The organism is Pedobacter duraquae (assembly GCF_004362245.1).
GTDB lineage: Bacteria > Bacteroidota > Bacteroidia > Sphingobacteriales > Sphingobacteriaceae > Pedobacter > Pedobacter duraquae.
Genome location: NZ_SNWM01000003.1, coordinates 650,980 through 667,367, shown reverse-complemented (window position 1 = coordinate 667,367; position 16,388 = coordinate 650,980). Strand labels below are relative to the sequence as shown.

The following is a 16,388-nucleotide window of genomic DNA, read 5'->3' as shown; positions in this document are numbered from 1 at the left end:
ACTGAAAATGAGTGAGCAATTAAATTTTGAAGTGCCAACAATGGCAGAAATGGTCGCTAGAGGAGAAGAACCTGAAATTCTGTTTTGGGTAGGCTGCGCTGGAAGTTATGACGAACGTGCACAAAAAACCACACGTGATATCTGTAAAATCCTGCACCATGTAGGCATCAAATATGCCGTGTTAGGCACTGAAGAAAGTTGTACGGGAGATCCGGCAAAACGCGCAGGAAATGAATTTCTTTTCCAGATGCAGGCTATGACAAACATTGAGGTGTTGAATGCCTACAACATCAAAAAAATCGTGACTGGATGCCCGCACTGTTTTAATACAATAAAAAATGAATACCCGGGATTGGGTGGAACCTATGATGTGATCCACCATACGCAACTAATACAGGACTTAATTACTGACGGAAAACTCAAAGCAGAAGGCGGAGAGAGCTTCAAAGGGAAAAAGATCACCTACCATGACCCGTGCTATTTAGGTCGTGGAAACGGCATCTATGAAGCGCCACGTAAAGCTTTAGAAATGCTGGACGCACAACTGGTAGAAATGAAACGCTGTAAATCTAACGGACTATGCTGTGGAGCCGGTGGAGCACAAATGTTTAAGGAACCCGAAAAAGGCAATAAAGATATCAACATGGAGCGTATTGAAGAAGCACTTGAATTGAAGCCGCAAATTGTTGCCGCATCTTGTCCCTTTTGTATGACCATGCTGCGCGACGGGGTTAAATTAAAAGACCAGGATCAAAATGTCCAGGTATTGGATATTGCTGAAATCACGGCAAGGGCAAATGGATTGTAATACACTATACATCAGCTCCCTAAATTCGGGAAGTAACGGCAACTGCTACTACGTTGGTAATAGCCAGGAAGCCGTCCTGATTGATGCTGGGATCTCCTGTAAGGAAATTGAGAAAAGAATGGCACGTCTCAACCTCCCCATGGGTAAGGTAAAAGCACTGTTCATCTCACACGAACATTCGGACCACATCAAAGGGGTATGTGTGTTGGCAAGAAAATACAAGCTGCCAGTTTATCTGAGCCCCAAAACACATGCTGGCTGCGGATTTGACCTTCATCAAGACCTGGTATTTAACTGGGATACCAATAATACCGTAGAGATCGGAAGTTTATCAGTTACTGCTTTCCGTAAGATTCATGATGCCAGAGACCCACATAGCTTTATGGTATCCTGCGGTGATACCCGTGTGGGAGTTTTCACAGACCTTGGAGCCGTTTGCACAGAACTTACCGCGCATTTCAAACAATGTCACGCTGCATTCCTGGAAGCCAACTACGACTCAGATATGCTGAATAATGGCAGGTATCCATATTTCCTGAAGAAGAGAATTAGTGGTGGATCTGGTCACTTATCCAATGCCGAAGCATTAACCCTTTTTTGCAACCATAGGAATGAAAGATTGAGCCACCTCCTTCTTTCACACCTCTCAAAAGACAATAACAGTCCGGAACTGGTAGAAAACATGTTCAATACGCATGCTGGCAATACGAAAATTATCGTCGCTTCCCGGTATCAGGAAACTGAACTCTATGTTATTTCTTCAGATCCTGATGCATCTGCTGGAATTTCTCGGCGAAATCATTCAGGTCTTCCGCTTCAACTTGCTTTAGAGGTATAGACACCGCAGCAGCCATGCTGTCAATATCTCCCTTTTTATCGTTGTAAGTCTGCACAATCACATCCTCTCCCAATGTTCTGATAATCAGACGGCCGCTTTTAACTGTACCGACGTAATCCAGATCTTTGAACTTGATCAGGTTGAAGGAAAAATACTCTACTTTCCCATTCTCAAAATGTCTTTTATATCTGCAAAATCCAGTGTTGGTAACATTGAGTTCTGTCTTTTTGATCTTGAGGATTTCCTGATCCGCATCATAATGCTCAAGCAGCTTTTTTTGGATATAAATAGATTGCTCTTCAAGTAAGCCAGCGGCAGAAAACGCAGTAAAAACGATGAATAAAGGCATTATTACACCCATTTTCAAGCTAAATGTAAACTTTCTCATCGTTCTCAGATTTTAAAACTCTAATTTAAATAAAATGTTAAATTTGTGTATGAGTTTTTCTCCACAATCTAAAATTTGGATTTACCAAAGTAACCGCGAATTTACTGCTACAGAAGTAGCTGAGATTCAGTTAAAATTGGATGCTTTCACCACGCAATGGAAAGCACATGGGCATCAACTTGCCGCTAAAGCAGAGATCATCTACAATTTCTTTATTGTGTTCACCGTTGACGAAACTTCTGCTGGGGCCACAGGCTGTTCAATTGATGCCTCTGTGCGTATCATTAAAGAGATTGAACAAACCTATCACCTGGATTTGTTCAACCGCTTCAATATGGCCTATAAACAGGATGGAAAAGTAGTTGTGCTCAACAAAGAAGACTTCGAAACGCTTATCAGCATTAAGAAGGTTACTCCTGAAACTATCGTTTTCAATAACCTGGTTCAAACTCTGGCTGATTTCCAAACCAAATGGGAAGTCCCTTTTGAAAAAAGCTGGCATAATACCATCTTCGCGCACCTGCTTGCCTAATTTATTTCAGATTAAACTGGTCTCCGGCTGTGTATAATCTAAATTGCATGCCGTCCATTTTCAATAAATGTTTTGCGGTTATTTTCAGGTTTTTAGGATCAGTGATCCTGACAACCTGACTTACGCCAGCAACAGTAACGTGTTTACCCTGGATAATTATTGCTGTTCCTTCGTCGATACCAATGCAATCAAACGACGGATGTGCCGCAAGTGCCGAAATTAACCTGTTATATCTGCTACGTTTTAGAAAATGCTGGTCTATAATCACAGAGGTAACCAATCCCATCCCGGGCTCAAATTCAATATTCCCAGCCCTTAACCGGTCAAATGTATCTTTATAGACAGTATCCTGAAGCTGTTTACCCGTAATCATAAACTTACTCATTACAGCCGCACCAGCACTCGTGCCAGCTACGGTAGCACCGTTAGTGTAGGCTGCATGGATAGCCTCATACACCGGAGTATTTCTAACGATTTTCATGAATCTGTTCTGATCGCCCCCGGTTATAAAAATCAGCCTGGCTCCCCTAAGAGAGTCAAGCCATTTTTTATCCTGAACTTTAGAGGCGTCAAAGTTTAAGTTTCCAATTTTACTTTTGGTAGCACGAGCAATTTGAACCTCAATAGCCTTAAAAGAAGCTTCAGGTTCTACGCTCGACATGGGTAATACTACAACGTAGTCCTTTGCACCAAGTTTTGCTGTCCTTACCAGCGTCTCAATCAGCTCAGGAGAGCGATCTCCTCCACCAATAATAAACAGACTTCCTTTAGGTGGGTTCGTTTGTGCAGCGCACAATGAACCATATCCTATAATTAGTAGTCCAACCAGCAGCTTTAACCTAAATGATAGCTCAGAAATTAATCTCATAACCTATTTATAGATCAAAACCTCGATTTTACCATCAGCAGTAACAGAGCCTCTGTACATACCTTCGGTGTTAAAAGGCATAGACATATTGCCCTTGCGATCTAACGCAATCAGTCCTCCATCACCACCCAGCTTCCCCATTTTATCTAACACGGCTTTAGAAGCATCAGCTACAGACATCTTCTTATATTCCATCATTGCAGAAATATCATGTGCAACTACAGTTCTGATATAAAACTCACCCCAGCCAGTACAAGAGATAGCTGCGGTTTCATTATTAGCATAAGTACCGGCTCCAATCAATGGCGCGTCACCGATACGTCCGTAACGCTTATTAGTCATACCACCTGTAGATGTCCCGGCAGCAAGATTACCACTATTGTCCAGTGCCACGGCCCCTACCGTACCAAATTTATAGTCAGGGTTGATGGTTCCCAAACGCATTGACTTTTTACTTCCGTGATCAAGAACAGCCTTTACCGAGTCTTCTTTGATTGCACTCTGCAAACCGTCCCAACGTTCCTGTGTAAAGAAATAGCTTGGATCTACGAGGGTGATACCCGCTTGTTTTGCAAATTGCTCTGCTCCGGCACCGGCCATCAGTACATGTTCAGATTTTTCCATCACTGCTCTTGCGGCGCTGATTGGGTTACGGATTACCGTTACTCCGGCAACAGCTCCTGCCATCAATGTCTTACCGTCCATAATAGCCGCGTCCATTTCGTTTTTACCGTCATGGGTAAAAACAGCACCCTTTCCAGCATTGAACAATGGCGAGTCTTCTAAAACATGGATTGTTGCCTCTACAGCATCAAGGCTGGTTTTCCCAGCTTTGATAGCATCATATCCAGTTTGCAAAGCAAGTGTTAATGCTGCACGGTAAGCAACCTCCTTTTCTGGCGACATATTTTTCTTAAGGATGGTGCCCGCGCCACCATGTATCACTAATACATATTTAGTTTTTTGTGCAAAAGCGCTCACCGAAAGCAAGCACAGGAACAGGATGATGATTTTTTTTAAATGCTTAATCATTTGTATTATTTTAAAGTCTTTGTTAATTCGTTGTTATTAGCGCTCCACCAGTACCAGGTACCTCCTGAGGCTTCCGACTGATTAAAGGTAGCTACATTAAAGTTACCATTTCCTGTGGCAGATCCCGAAATTTCATAAACCGATAATGCTTGCCCATTTCTGTTCCAGATCAGGGGTTTTCCAGCCACTACCTGTTCAGGTGTCTTTGTTCCATCAGGGATAATAAAATAGGCTTTACTGCTACCAAACACCTGGGCTTTACCGTCTTTATCAATACATACCGCAGTCTTTTCATCTGCAGCAATACCTTTTGCCAGGATGTTCCAGTCTTTATAGATTCTGCTTAAAAAAGCCACCTGCCTGCCTTCACGACCACGGGTCAGGTAATGTTGATCTGTCAGTACATTTGCAAGATAAGGTGCATGCAGAAAATCATTGTTATACAATGTAACACCAGGAATATAAGGGTTGGCGAGTGCATCCGGAGAAACCACACTACCCTGTTCGCCGCTAAAGTAAAAGCCACTCAGTATCGCACAGCCTGCGCTGGTTCCACCAAAGGGAACCTTCTTCTCCTGAAGAAGATAATTTAGTGCTTTACCTGTTTTTGTTCCCCTCCAGAGATTCATATAGTCTGACTGATCACCCCCTGCGATAAACAACATTTCCGCGTTCCGGATAATATTCGCTACCGTATCATTATCTGCAAGCTCTTTGGTGTCGATTTTTAACGTCTCCACAGAATTTACCTGTCCAATCTTATTCACAAAAGTATTATATGCGTCTGTTCCGGATACGCGGATGATGACTACGTCACCGCCCCCGCTCCTGTCTATCATCCATTTAAAAGCAGCCTCCACATCCGTACCACCGCCCATAAGCACCATCCCGCCATTAACGGGAGTGTTAACATTGGCAGAGTCACCCAACAATCCGATCGAAGCCGGGCGCCTTTTAACTACAGCACCTCCACCGGTACCGCCAGATCCTGGCGTAGCACCGTCAACAGATTTGCTGCAACCAATTACACTGATACAACCAAAAATGAAAGCTATTAATAAAGTGGGCCTTTTGTTATACATGGTAATCAGATTTAATATTTTGGATTTTGTACGGTATTCTTATTCACTGACAGTTCCAGTGCCGGCAAAGGAAACGCATATTGAGCCTGTGTTGGCAATAGTGTTACCGCACCAGAAGTATTAATGGCATCAGCTGCCAAACGTTGTACCGGTAGGTTCCTTCTTCGTAAATCAAAGAAGCGGTGGCCCTCAAACGCAAGTTCTTTAAAACGTTCTGTGTTGATGGCCTCGATAAGAGTACCTTTATCCGCAAAAGCAGCGTTAGTATACCCAGTAATCCTTGCTGCCCTTAATGTATTTAAGTCGCCCGCAGCATCACCAGTAGATTCTGCCTCAGCTTCTGCCCTGATTAGATACATCTCGCCTGTCCTGAACATTTTGATGTCAGCCTGCCCTGGAGCACTCGCAGTACCACCGATATATTTATTTACCAGGTACTGAGATTTAGTTCCTGTCCTTGTCGCATCAAATTTTATGTATGCTGCATACCGAACGTCGTTCACTTTATCAAAGGTATTGATCAATTTCGATGAAGGTGCATACAATACGATCCCACCAGTTTGACGGTAAAACAAGTCTCCGGTACGTGTATCGGTAGCAATCCTTTTAAGTTTCCAGATTACTTCATTTTCCGCAACATCTGTCCAGATACCCGGAAACTGAGCTTTTGTAGCCAGAGGTGCTGCTGCAATGACCTCTGTCGAATACGTAATCGCATCAGCCCAGTTTTTTTCATATAATGCCAGTCTTGCCTGAACCGCTGCAACCGCAAGTTTAGTGATTCTGGTTTTATCAGTAAAACTAGCAGGGATAAATGTCTTTGCAGCTTGCAAATCTGCTTTAGCATTAGCAACAACCACTTCAAATGGATCTCTCGCAGGATAACCAATTTCAGAAACTTTCATATAAGGAACACCAAGCGCACCAGCCTGATAAGCCGATCCATATGCCCTGAGCAACTCAAAGTGACAGAATGCCCTCAAAGCAAGTAATTCACCCTGATAACGGTCTCTCAGCGCCTGTTCAGAAGTAGTAAAAGTAATTCCATCAATGCCTGCCAGAACTCTGTTGATCCGGTCAATAGCACGATAATAGTCACCATACGATGTGGTCACAGATCCACTTCCTGCGGTATATAACCAACGGTGGGCATCCGTATTACTTACTGTGTTTTCTGTAGGTAGCATAACCTCATCAGAGGCGATAGCGTTCAAACCAATAAGGGTGTTGTCAAGCACTGCATAAGCGCCCAGTAACCCCAGGTTTACGTCATTTAAATTTCTATAAGCCTTGGTTGCATCGATCGTGTCCGTAGGCTTAAGATCCAGTTTGGTGCAGGAAAATGTTCCTGATAGCACAGCAAACAGTAATGTAAATTTGATATATCTTTTGATCATGTCTTTAAAATTAGAAGTTAGCACTAAGTCCGGCTGTATAAGTTCTGGCGTTAGGATACTGGAAGCGTCCGTAAACACTATTGTTCTCAGGATCCAATCCTCTCCATTTTGTCCAAGTAACCAGATTCTGTCCCTGTACAAATACTTTTACTGCTTTAAACACGTGGATTTTCTCCATCATCGCTTTAGGGAACGAATAGCTGATATTCACATTTCTAAGGCGAAGAAATGAAGCATCCTCAATATCTCTGGATGTAAAGTTCCTAGGGATATCGAAACGCTGCAAGGTTTTCACATCACCAGGCTTCATCCAGCGATCCTCAAGCATCCTTAACGATTGATTGCTGGTAGCATAACGTTGGTTTTCATTGTAGAAATCTTCATTGTTCCACCTTTTAACTCCAGATACAAAAGAGAATAAGGCAGATGCGCTCAGCCCTTTGTAACTTAATGAGGTATTAAATCCGCCAGTAAGTTTAGGGTACAAGCTTCCAGAATTAGCTACGCTTTGTGTATTTACGTTGTAAGTGGTCGTGATACTGCCATCCAGGTTGTAATATTGAGCTTCGCCGGTCTGTGGATTAACACCTGCCCATTGCGGAGCATAGTATGATCCGTATGGCAAGCCCACCTGAAGAATTCTGGTGTCCCCATCAGGGTAAGAATCTGTGATGTCTGTTACATGCAAAATAACATTTTTGTTATATCCTGCGTTTGCACCCAATGTCCATACAAAATCAGCAGTTTTAATCACATCTCCACTGATATCGAATTCTACCCCTCTGTTTCTCATTTTACCACTGCTTAAATTAGCATTGGCAAATCCTGAAGTCGCAGAAAGAGGTTGGTCAATAAACATATTACTAGTGATCTTATTATAGTAATCTGCTGATAAACGTAACCTGCGACTGCTTAATAAAGTTAGGTCGAAACCTGTATTAAACTCGTTTACATACTCCCAGTCAAAATTGGCATTACCAACTGCTGTTGGACGAATCGCCGTAGCACCACCGTATGATGTATTTGCAGAATAAGTAGCAAGGTACAAGTAATCTCCACCAAATGGACTCGCCGAAGTACCATAACTCGCGCGCAAGCTCAGGTCAGCAATCAGGCTTGAGTTCTCAAGGAAGCTTTCCTTTTTAACATTCCAGTTTGCGCCGGCAGAATAAAAGCCATGCCACTTATTCTGTGGAGCAACTTTAGTAGAACCATCATAACGGTAACTTCCTGTCAATGTATATTTATTATCGTAAGTATATCTCGCAACTCCCATAAATGAGGCCAATGCACTACTGGTTTTACCACCTGTAAATACCGGCAGGTAAGTTGCACTACCGTTAGTTATGCTTGCTGGTGTTTCAGGTAAACGACCATCTAAACCAAAACCTGTTGCGCTAAAAGAATTGTAGTTGTTATATACGTACTCGTAATAGGCTGAAGCTTCAAAATCATGTTTCTCAGCAAAGGTCTTCGCATAGGTTAAACCAGTAGTCGAGATGATGTTAAAGTTTCTTCTTGTTCCTTCATCAAATCTTCCCTTACCACCTAATGTGTTTGCCACGCTTCTTGATCCGTAATAAGAGTCTGGATTGATATAAGCCTGATCGGTAGAATTTCTGTAATCGATACCCGCACGTGTGGTAATCTTTAATTCAGGAAGGATCTGGTAAGCCAGTGAAGTTCCAATGATGCTCTTCAACTGATCTGTTTTGTTTGTTGAGTTAAACAAACGTTCTAATGCCTGACTGCCCTCGCGCTGATCCAGGATAAAGTAGTTGGCTTTATTACCCTGATGGATTAAAGTACCATCCGGCGCATATGGATTTTCATAAGGAAGTGCGTAATAAGCTGCAGACATTGCTGTTCCTGCGCCAGTACCCCCTTCACCCTCTGTGAAACTTGAGTTTGAGTATCCTAACGTTAAATTCACATTTCCCGAAAATTTATTGTCCTTAAAGTCAACATTACTTTTCAAGGAATATCTTTCCAAACCTGTACGCTTCGCAATCCCGTCCTGGTGGTAATAATTCAATGAATTATAGAAACGTAGGTTTTCATTTCCTCCACTAACACTAACCTGTTGCTCCTGGAATTTACTATTCTGATAAATCTGGTCTCTCCAGTCGATATTAATTCCCTTTAAACTGTCCAGAATACGATCTGCACGTTGTCTAAAAGCTGCCGTTCCTGAAGTATATGCAGGATTTTTTGGAGAGTAGGTCCAGCCCGGACCAATATTCCTGCCAAAATCAACTCCCACCCCCTCTTCAAACTGAAGTCTCTGCGCAGTATTCATCATCGTTGTTTTAGCCTCAGTCAGGTTAGAAAAACCATATTGCGAAGTATACTGAACTGCAATTCTGCCCGCTTTACCTTTTTTACTCGTAATGACAATCACACCATTCGATCCTCTCGAACCGTAAAGCGCTTTCGCCGAAGCATCTTTAAGTACCGTTGCAGATTCTATATCTTCTGGATTGATCGTTTGAAAATAACCTGCTTCAATCGGTGTACCGTCTAATACATATAATGGAGCTGAAGATCCATTTACACTTCCTATACCACGGATAACAACAGCAGCACTCTGACCCGGTTGGCCTGAGCTTGAGATCACGCTCATACCCGGCACCCGTCCTTGCAGGATCTGGTCAAATGTTAATCCGGCAACATCATTGATCTTATCTGCCGAAACCTGACTAGAGGCACTTGCTGACTGTACTTTCTTATAACTGGTATATCCCGTTACAACCACTTCCTGCAAATCCTGTGTGTTTGCACGAAGTGTAATGCTAATACTGGTTTTTCCGGCTAAAGCGATAACTTGTCTGTCAAATCCGATAGAAGAAAACTCCAATGTGGTAGCCTGATCGGGAACCCTGATCATATAAGCGCCACTGGCGTCAGTAGTGGTTGCTACCGAAGTGCCTGTTACACGAACCGAAACTCCTGGAACCGGAGCCCCCGATGCATCAGATACCTTTCCGGTAACTACTGCATCTTTCTTATCTTTTGTTCCTGCTGGATAAATGACCACCAGGTCACTTTCTTTTAATGCATACGTTAATCCTGTGCCCTGCAATACTGATTGCATCGCCTCGTCAAGCGTAACATCATGTAAAATCAGTGACGCCTTGTCATCGTTCTTCAGCGTGTTGTTACTATACACAAACCGGTATGCTGTTTGCTTTTCTATAGATTTAAGTAGGTTCCTGATGCTCATATCCTTAACATTCAGGCTAATCTTTTGCTGCGCAAAGCCTGATGCTGATAATTGCATGCACATGATAAGCATGAACAGGCAGGCAAGTCTCATGGTTAAATAGACTTTACCGCCCGAAGCATAACCGGCATGTTTTAAGAGTACATTTTTTTTCATATTTATTGTTTTAGGTGTTGTTTAAGGTTTATTTACTGATGATAATCTGATTATGTGTTACCTGGAAATTGAAAGGATAGGATAATTGCAACGCTTCCAATGTTTTTACAATTGTCTCGTTCTCGAAAACGCCAGAATAATGGTAGGCCTTAACTTTATCATCAGCAATAACGATGTCGATGCCGTACCAGGTCTGTAATTGTTGGGCGATGTTTTCCAGCGATTGATTTTCTATGGTCAAACGTTTCTTGACCCACCTGATCTCGGCCGGTGTTTCTTTAGTACGCTCGGTGTTCAATGCCGATACATGAAACATTTTCTTACCGCTGTCCGCAACAGGTGCATCAGCGTAATTATTGGTGATCACCTTTTCATTCGGTTTCAATACCACATAATAACCAGGAAATTTTCTGGAATCTATACGCACACTTCCATGAATCAATGCTGTCTCCATAGTCTTGTCTACAGAATAAGCCCTGACATTAAATGTTGTGCCCAGCACTTTGATATCGTTAAAAGCAGTATGTACCACAAATGGATGGGCCCGGTCGTGCTTCACATTAAAAAAAGCTTCGCCGTTAAGCCAGAGCTCCCGCTGACCCGAAACAAAATCTGGTGACATTCTTATAGTACTGTTCACAGCAAGTGTAATTATCGTGCCATCTGATAAAATAACAGTTTTGCGGGGGCTCTTTGCCGATCTGATCGTTAACGCATCCGTACTTTTGAAATTAAAACCGGGAATAGCAGCGGGTTGATAAAAGGCAAAGTATCCGGCAAAGCACAAGAATACCACTGCTGCTGCGCCGATCAACGGCCAACGATACCGGTTAGTGCGAGGGGTTAAAGTTACAACTCGCACAGCATCAATTTCCGTTTGAAATAGTTTTTGCTCCAGGGCATCGCGCTGCTGCATTCCGCTTCTAAGTGCTTTAAGCTGCTGCAAGCGGCTTCCTTGCTTTGCACTTAATATTAAAATAATTCTTTTGGCTTCTTCAACATCCTGCCGTTTATTCGGATTAGCTGCAATCCACTCCTGCCATACGAGTTGATTCTCCAGACTATTACCTAAGCAGTATTGCTGAAACGAAGTATCGCAAACAAAATCTTCAATAGAAAAGTGAGTAAAAGGTTTTTGCATAAAAGCTTTTACAACACAGACGCAAAAACAAGAAGTTTTTCCTAAGGATATTTAATATTTTTAAATAAAAATATCATTTGAGGAGTTTTCTCAGAGTTTTAATGGCATCATAAATCGTATTATAAGCCGTTTTTACAGTTTGCGAGGTTTTGTCTGCAATTTCTTCATAACTTAAACCATCAAAAAATCGAAGCTGGATTAATTCCATCTGCCTTGGCGTTAATTTTCCTATGGCTAAACGCAATTTATCCCGTAACTCATCATTGTCTTGCAGCCTAATGATGATCTCTTCATAAGAAAGCTCGCTTTGATCTTCTTCTATGCCCATTTTGCTAACAGCAACACTCATTTTATCTAAATAAGACAATTGGTCGAGCATGCAACGCTTCAATGAGGTCATTAAATATGCTTTTACATTGTCTACCGCAGCAAGCCGGGATCGCTTGTCCCACAAATTCAAAAACACTTGGTTAACGCAGTCTTTTACGAGCTCATCATCCGCATTAATTTTGAGGCCAAATCTGATCAGATGGAAATACATGGAATTATACAATTCAAAAAGGGCTTGCTTATCACCAAGCCGCATCTGTTCCCAATACGTACGATCGTCACCCTCCAATTGCATATCAGTGCTCAAGATAAGGATTAATCACGAGTGTAACTAGGAGTTTAGAAATCGAGTGGCCCCAGGCGGCGCATTACCCTTGTAATTACAAACTGTCTGTGTCTGATATAGCGCGTAGGTTTTACAGGTGTCCAGCGCAGTGGGTTAGGAAAACAGGCGGCAATCAGCGCAGCCTCAGCACGCGTTAACGAACCGCAAGACTTCCCATAATATTCCTGAGCTGCTGCTTCGGCACCATAAATGCCATCACCCATCTCAATTACATTCAGGTAAACTTCCAGAATGCGCTCTTTACTCCAGAGCAATTCGATTAACAGCGTAAAGTAAGCTTCAAAACCCTTCCTGATCCAGGAACGTCCAGGCCACAAAAACACATTCTTGGCCGTTTGTTGTGAAATGGTGCTCCCCCCTTTTACTTTCTTTCCCTTTGCATTACTTGCATAAGCCTTCTCAATGGCTTTGATATCAAAACCCATGTGCTTCAAAAACAACTGATCCTCGGCAGATACCGCTGCGCGCTTCATGTTATCAGAGATGTTTTCAAAATCAACCCATTTCTTATCTGTCTTAAAAGTTTTTCCATCGGCCTTACGCTCAATGTTCCTTTCAATCATTAACAAGGTGATCGGCGGATTGATAAACCTATAGGCCAGAACCCAAAGGACACTCACCAAAAGAAACCAAAGTAATACTTTGGATGCGATGCGCGTTATCTTTCTAACCAGAGTGGATTTGCCGGGGTTTTTACCTGCTTTTCTTTTTGCCATTGCTCAAAGGTAAATAAAAACATTATGCCGTAAAATGTTTACTTTCGTATAGCGTATTGAACATTAATCAAATCATTTAAATGAAGTTTAAAACATCAAGACTGTCGGAAGGCAATAAAGTTTTTCCGGCAGAGATCAACCTGGAGGAAAACTCAGTTGAAGTCAGAATTCCCGGCCTGTTTAGCGGCGACTCAAAATACCTGAATTATCAGGATATTACAGCTATCGAAGTAGACACCCCAATGATCGGGTTCTCTACCCTGCGCTTATTCCACAATGGAAACAAGATAGAAATTCATGGCTTTACAAAAGCCGATGTTAAGGAGATCAGAAAGCTGATCGATGAAGGCAGAAGCAGGAATAAACGCTAAGGCCAAACAGTATAAACGAAAAAAGGCGTTCCGGAATCCGGAACGCCTTTTCTATATCATTCAGTTAAACTTACTCAGCAACAACTGCGAAAGGAACCTTAACTTTCACTTCTTTGTGCAAGTTCAAGTTAGCAACATAGTCACCAACAAATTTAGGTTCAGTTTCAAAAGTGATTCTGCGACGGTCAACATCAAAACCTTGTTGTTTCAATGCATCAGCAATCATAATGGTGTTTACTGCACCAAAGATTTTTCCAGTCTCACCAGCTTTAGCGCCGATAGATAATTTAACATCAGCCAAACGCTCAGCAATGCCTTCTGCGTCTTTCTTGATTTTATCTTGTTTGAATGCTGCTTGTTTCAGGTTTTCTGCTAATACTTTTTTAGCAGATACAGTAGCCAACTGAGCAAATCCTTGTGGGATTAAGTAGTTACGACCATATCCTGGCTTTACATTCACGATATCATCTTTTTCCCCTAGGGATTTGATATCTTGTTTTAAAATAATTTCCATCTCTCAGCTTCTATTTTAATTGGTCAGCAACAAAAGGTAACAAGCCAATATGACGTGAGCGTTTTACCGCTTGTGCCACTTTACGTTGAAACTTCAATGAAGTACCGGTTAAACGGCGAGGTAAAATTTTACCCTGATCATTGATGAATTTCAATAAGAAGTTTGCGTCTTTGTAATCAATGTATTTGATACCGTTCTTTTTGAAACGGCAATATTTTTTTCTGTTATCGTCCACTTTTGGAGCGGTAACATATTGTATTTGATCCTTTGCCATTATACTGCAGCCTCCTGTTTAGGTTTTTTGTTAAAAGCTCCACTGCGTTTTTTCTCATTATATGCAACCGCATGACGGTCTAATCTAATGGTCAAGAAACGTAGCACACGCTCATCGCGTTTAAGCTCCAACTCCAACTTGTTAATTAATTCACCTGAAGATTTGTATTCTGTAAGGTGAAAATGTCCGCTTGCTTTTTTCTCAATCGGATACGCTAATTTTCTCAAACCCCAACTATCCTCTTGGATAATTTCGGCTCCGCTGTCAGCGATGATTTTGCTGAATTTAGCTATTGCTTCCTTCGCTACTTCTTCTGACAACAACGGGGTTAGAACGATAACAGTTTCGTACTGATTCATTGTTATTTAATTATTTTTATGTTTATTTCCCGCACAAAATACGGGGATGCAAATGTAGTAATAAATTTCTATTAATCAAATCAATAGTCAAACTTAATGAAAGCTTAAGCCCGTGATTCTCAGAACCTGCGGAATTATTTCCCAACAAATCGTTTGGACAGCCAAAATTTTCATAATTTCGTTGCGATGGAAAATTTCATTGTATCAGCCCGAAAATACCGCCCAGCCACGTTTGAGACCGTAGTTGGACAGGGGCATATTACAGGTACTTTAAAAAACGCCATCAAAAATAACCAACTGGCGCAGGCCTTTCTCTTTTGCGGTCCACGTGGGGTAGGTAAAACTACCTGTGCCCGGATCCTTGCAAAAACAATTAATTGCACCAACCTGACAGCAGATACTGAAGCTTGTGGCGTTTGTGAATCCTGCGTATCCTTCCAGACCGGGCATTCCTTTAACTTCCACGAACTTGATGCGGCATCCAACAACTCGGTGGATGATATCCGCAGCCTGATCGAACAGGTGCGTATCCCGCCACAGGCTGGTAAATACAAGATCTATATTATAGATGAGGTTCACATGCTCTCAGCAAATGCCTTCAACGCATTTCTGAAAACACTGGAAGAACCGCCTTCTTATGCCATATTTATTTTAGCTACTACAGAAAAGCATAAGATCCTGCCCACCATCCTATCCCGGTGTCAGATCTTTGATTTCAACAGAATTCAGGTAGACGACATCTCCAACCTATTGAATACAATCGCTTCGCGCGAGCAGATTTCAGTAGAAATGGACGGATTGCACATCATCGCCCAAAAAGCAGATGGAGGATTGCGTGATGCCCTATCCATGTTTGATCAGATTGTTAGCTACACCAATAAAAATCTGACTTATAAATCGGTAATCGACAACCTGAACATCCTGGATTATGATTACTATTTTAAACTGACCGACTCACTTACTTCAGCCAATGTAAGTGCTGCATTGCTGTTATTTGATGAGATCCTGAATAACGGATTTGATGGTAATAATTTCATCAATGGCTTATCCGGTCACCTCCGAAACCTCCTTGTAGGTAAAGATCCGCAAACGATCAAACTATTGGAAGTAAGCGAAAACATCAAGCAAAAATACCTGAGCCAAAGTCAGCAAACACCAGTATCCTTTATATTGACGGCTTTGAACCTGGCCAATCAATGTGACCTGACTTACAAAAACAGTAAAAATCAACGGTTACAGGTGGAACTGGCATTGATCAAAATGTGTCACATCAACTCGGTTCTACAACTGGCACAAATACCCGCTTCTGCAACAACACAGCTAACTGACCAGGATCAGATTAAAAAAAAAACTGATGTAAAAACTGAAGCTCCAGCAGCCGAACCTGCACAAGCAGCGCCTTCTCAACCTGCAGAACCCCTGGTGAGTTATACAAAAATACCTGAGCCGGTTGCCGAAATCAAACCTCAACCAACACCCGAAATAAAAAGCATCCCTGTAAATCCTATCGGTGCAAATGGCAAAATAGCCTTAAATCCATCAAGCAAGTTACCAAGCACGCTGATTCCTTCCTTAACTGCGCTAGACAATATCGCCGGAGCACTGGAAGAAAAAGGGCCTAAATATATTTATGGTGATGACAAGGAGCCGTTCACGATGGAACAGCTTATGGTGCTCTGGGAAAAATATACCCAGAAAGCCATGGCAGAACACAAAATCAATTTCTATACGATTCTGAACAGCAATCCGCCAATTCTGAATACACCTACAGAAATTAAGGTGCTGATAGAAAACAGTGCACAGGAAAGTATCCTTCAGGATGAGATGGTAGACTTCCTGAATTTCCTGAGGTCTCAGCTAAAAAACTTCGACCTCTCCATGGTGATGGAAAAGGCCGAAAGAAAAATTCAAAACAGGCTGTATACCAGCATAGAAAAGTACCAGTACCTGCTATCTAAAAATCCTAAATTGGAGGATATGCGTAAAAAGTTTAATCTGGATCTGAATCCTTAA

Annotated in this window: 17 protein-coding genes; 5 read left to right on the top strand and 12 right to left on the bottom strand. The window is 42.1% G+C overall.

Features of this window, described 5'->3' with window-relative positions:
- Window positions 1-7 precede the first annotated feature (7 nt).
- Both CLV32_RS14445 and CLV32_RS14440 read left to right on the top strand, forming a co-directional pair.
- The gene (locus tag CLV32_RS14445) at window positions 8-808 is read left to right on the top strand and encodes a (Fe-S)-binding protein (RefSeq protein ID WP_133556717.1); all 801 of its coding nucleotides are present in this window, start codon (window positions 8-10) and stop codon (window positions 806-808) included.
- Window positions 798-1,646, top strand: coding sequence for an MBL fold metallo-hydrolase (locus tag CLV32_RS14440; RefSeq protein ID WP_133556715.1), 849 nt, complete (start codon window positions 798-800; stop codon window positions 1,644-1,646). Before CLV32_RS14445 ends, CLV32_RS14440 begins: the two co-directional genes overlap by 11 nt.
- Here the strand turns inward: CLV32_RS14440 and CLV32_RS14435 are convergent.
- Complete coding sequence (locus CLV32_RS14435; RefSeq protein ID WP_133556713.1) at window positions 1,561-2,034, bottom strand: hypothetical protein; 474 nt, start codon at window positions 2,032-2,034, stop codon at window positions 1,561-1,563. The two genes, CLV32_RS14440 and CLV32_RS14435, sit on opposite strands and share 86 nt — an antisense overlap.
- A 49-nt stretch (window positions 2,035-2,083) precedes the next feature.
- On the opposite strand from CLV32_RS14435, the gene CLV32_RS14430 reads away from it, so the two are divergent.
- Entirely contained in the window at window positions 2,084-2,566 is a 483-nt protein-coding gene (locus tag CLV32_RS14430) for an ABC transporter ATPase (protein ID WP_133556711.1), read from the top strand.
- 1 nt (window position 2,567) lies between these two features.
- Here the strand turns inward: CLV32_RS14430 and CLV32_RS14425 are convergent, their stop codons facing one another.
- The 8 genes from CLV32_RS14425 to mtgA form a co-directional block, all read right to left on the bottom strand.
- Entirely contained in the window at window positions 2,568-3,434 is an 867-nt protein-coding gene (locus CLV32_RS14425; protein WP_133556709.1) for a cyanophycinase, read from the bottom strand.
- Between the two features lie 3 nt (window positions 3,435-3,437).
- Entirely contained in the window at window positions 3,438-4,466 is a 1,029-nt protein-coding gene (locus CLV32_RS14420; RefSeq protein ID WP_133556707.1) for an isoaspartyl peptidase/L-asparaginase family protein, read from the bottom strand.
- Window positions 4,467-4,471: 5 nt separating this feature from the next.
- Window positions 4,472-5,548, bottom strand: coding sequence for a cyanophycinase (locus CLV32_RS14415; RefSeq protein WP_133556705.1), 1,077 nt, complete (start codon window positions 5,546-5,548; stop codon window positions 4,472-4,474).
- Window positions 5,549-5,559: 11 nt separating this feature from the next.
- Window positions 5,560-6,945: a RagB/SusD family nutrient uptake outer membrane protein gene (locus CLV32_RS14410; RefSeq protein ID WP_133556703.1), complete on the bottom strand. Its 1,386-nt coding sequence runs from the start codon at window positions 6,943-6,945 to the stop codon at window positions 5,560-5,562.
- Between the two features lie 10 nt (window positions 6,946-6,955).
- The gene (locus CLV32_RS14405) at window positions 6,956-10,324 is read right to left on the bottom strand and encodes a SusC/RagA family TonB-linked outer membrane protein (RefSeq protein WP_243732322.1); all 3,369 of its coding nucleotides are present in this window, start codon (window positions 10,322-10,324) and stop codon (window positions 6,956-6,958) included.
- Window positions 10,325-10,352: 28 nt separating this feature from the next.
- A complete protein-coding gene (locus CLV32_RS14400) occupies window positions 10,353-11,465 on the bottom strand; it encodes a FecR family protein (protein ID WP_133556701.1) in 1,113 nt (370 codons plus the stop codon).
- A gap of 73 nt (window positions 11,466-11,538) precedes the next feature.
- Window positions 11,539-12,090 carry an RNA polymerase sigma factor gene (locus CLV32_RS14395; protein ID WP_166641945.1) on the bottom strand — a complete coding sequence of 184 codons (552 nt, stop codon included), beginning with the start codon at window positions 12,088-12,090 and terminating at the stop codon, window positions 11,539-11,541.
- A 44-nt stretch (window positions 12,091-12,134) separates the two neighbouring features.
- Window positions 12,135-12,857, bottom strand: coding sequence for a monofunctional biosynthetic peptidoglycan transglycosylase (mtgA, locus tag CLV32_RS14390; RefSeq protein ID WP_133556697.1), 723 nt, complete (start codon window positions 12,855-12,857; stop codon window positions 12,135-12,137).
- A gap of 80 nt (window positions 12,858-12,937) precedes the next feature.
- Between mtgA and CLV32_RS14385 the strand changes: the two genes are divergently transcribed.
- A complete protein-coding gene (locus CLV32_RS14385) occupies window positions 12,938-13,228 on the top strand; it encodes a hypothetical protein (protein WP_133556695.1) in 291 nt (96 codons plus the stop codon).
- Window positions 13,229-13,298: 70 nt separating this feature from the next.
- Here CLV32_RS14385 and rplI read toward each other — a convergent pair whose 3' ends face one another.
- From rplI to rpsF, 3 genes are read right to left on the bottom strand one after another with little or no spacing between them, the layout of a single operon-like run.
- Window positions 13,299-13,742, bottom strand: a complete 444-nt coding sequence (rplI, locus tag CLV32_RS14380) for a 50S ribosomal protein L9 (protein ID WP_133556693.1) — start codon at window positions 13,740-13,742, stop codon at window positions 13,299-13,301.
- 10 nt (window positions 13,743-13,752) lie between these two features.
- Window positions 13,753-14,016: a 30S ribosomal protein S18 gene (rpsR, locus tag CLV32_RS14375; RefSeq protein ID WP_008244392.1), complete on the bottom strand. Its 264-nt coding sequence runs from the start codon at window positions 14,014-14,016 to the stop codon at window positions 13,753-13,755.
- Complete coding sequence (gene rpsF / locus CLV32_RS14370; protein ID WP_133556691.1) at window positions 14,016-14,375, bottom strand: 30S ribosomal protein S6; 360 nt, start codon at window positions 14,373-14,375, stop codon at window positions 14,016-14,018. The genes rpsR and rpsF overlap by 1 nt, the downstream gene beginning before the upstream one ends.
- 186 nt (window positions 14,376-14,561) lie before the next feature.
- Here rpsF and CLV32_RS14365 point away from each other — a divergent pair, with 186 nt between their 5' ends.
- Window positions 14,562-16,388 (top strand): DNA polymerase III subunit gamma/tau, encoded by a 1,827-nt coding sequence (locus tag CLV32_RS14365; protein WP_133556688.1) that lies wholly within the window; start codon window positions 14,562-14,564, stop codon window positions 16,386-16,388.

Excerpts from the sequence above, each read along its gene's own strand:
- CLV32_RS14445 (WP_133556717.1), top strand. The coding sequence starts at position 8 with ATGAGTGAGCAATTAAATTTTGAAGTGCCAACAATGGCAGAAATGGTC.
- CLV32_RS14440 (WP_133556715.1), top strand. The coding sequence starts at position 798 with ATGGATTGTAATACACTATACATCAGCTCCCTAAATTCGGGAAGTAAC.
- CLV32_RS14435 (WP_133556713.1), bottom strand. The coding sequence starts at position 2,034 with ATGAGAAAGTTTACATTTAGCTTGAAAATGGGTGTAATAATGCCTTTA.
- CLV32_RS14430 (WP_133556711.1), top strand. The coding sequence starts at position 2,084 with ATGAGTTTTTCTCCACAATCTAAAATTTGGATTTACCAAAGTAACCGC.
- CLV32_RS14425 (WP_133556709.1), bottom strand. The coding sequence starts at position 3,434 with ATGAGATTAATTTCTGAGCTATCATTTAGGTTAAAGCTGCTGGTTGGA.
- CLV32_RS14420 (WP_133556707.1), bottom strand. The coding sequence starts at position 4,466 with ATGATTAAGCATTTAAAAAAAATCATCATCCTGTTCCTGTGCTTGCTT.
- CLV32_RS14415 (WP_133556705.1), bottom strand. The coding sequence starts at position 5,548 with ATGTATAACAAAAGGCCCACTTTATTAATAGCTTTCATTTTTGGTTGT.
- CLV32_RS14410 (WP_133556703.1), bottom strand. The coding sequence starts at position 6,945 with ATGATCAAAAGATATATCAAATTTACATTACTGTTTGCTGTGCTATCA.
- CLV32_RS14405 (WP_243732322.1), bottom strand. The coding sequence starts at position 10,324 with ATGAAAAAAAATGTACTCTTAAAACATGCCGGTTATGCTTCGGGCGGT.
- CLV32_RS14400 (WP_133556701.1), bottom strand. The coding sequence starts at position 11,465 with ATGCAAAAACCTTTTACTCACTTTTCTATTGAAGATTTTGTTTGCGAT.
- CLV32_RS14395 (WP_166641945.1), bottom strand. The coding sequence starts at position 12,090 with ATGCAATTGGAGGGTGACGATCGTACGTATTGGGAACAGATGCGGCTT.
- mtgA (WP_133556697.1), bottom strand. The coding sequence starts at position 12,857 with ATGGCAAAAAGAAAAGCAGGTAAAAACCCCGGCAAATCCACTCTGGTT.
- CLV32_RS14385 (WP_133556695.1), top strand. The coding sequence starts at position 12,938 with ATGAAGTTTAAAACATCAAGACTGTCGGAAGGCAATAAAGTTTTTCCG.
- rplI (WP_133556693.1), bottom strand. The coding sequence starts at position 13,742 with ATGGAAATTATTTTAAAACAAGATATCAAATCCCTAGGGGAAAAAGAT.
- rpsR (WP_008244392.1), bottom strand. The coding sequence starts at position 14,016 with ATGGCAAAGGATCAAATACAATATGTTACCGCTCCAAAAGTGGACGAT.
- rpsF (WP_133556691.1), bottom strand. The coding sequence starts at position 14,375 with ATGAATCAGTACGAAACTGTTATCGTTCTAACCCCGTTGTTGTCAGAA.
- CLV32_RS14365 (WP_133556688.1), top strand. The coding sequence starts at position 14,562 with ATGGAAAATTTCATTGTATCAGCCCGAAAATACCGCCCAGCCACGTTT.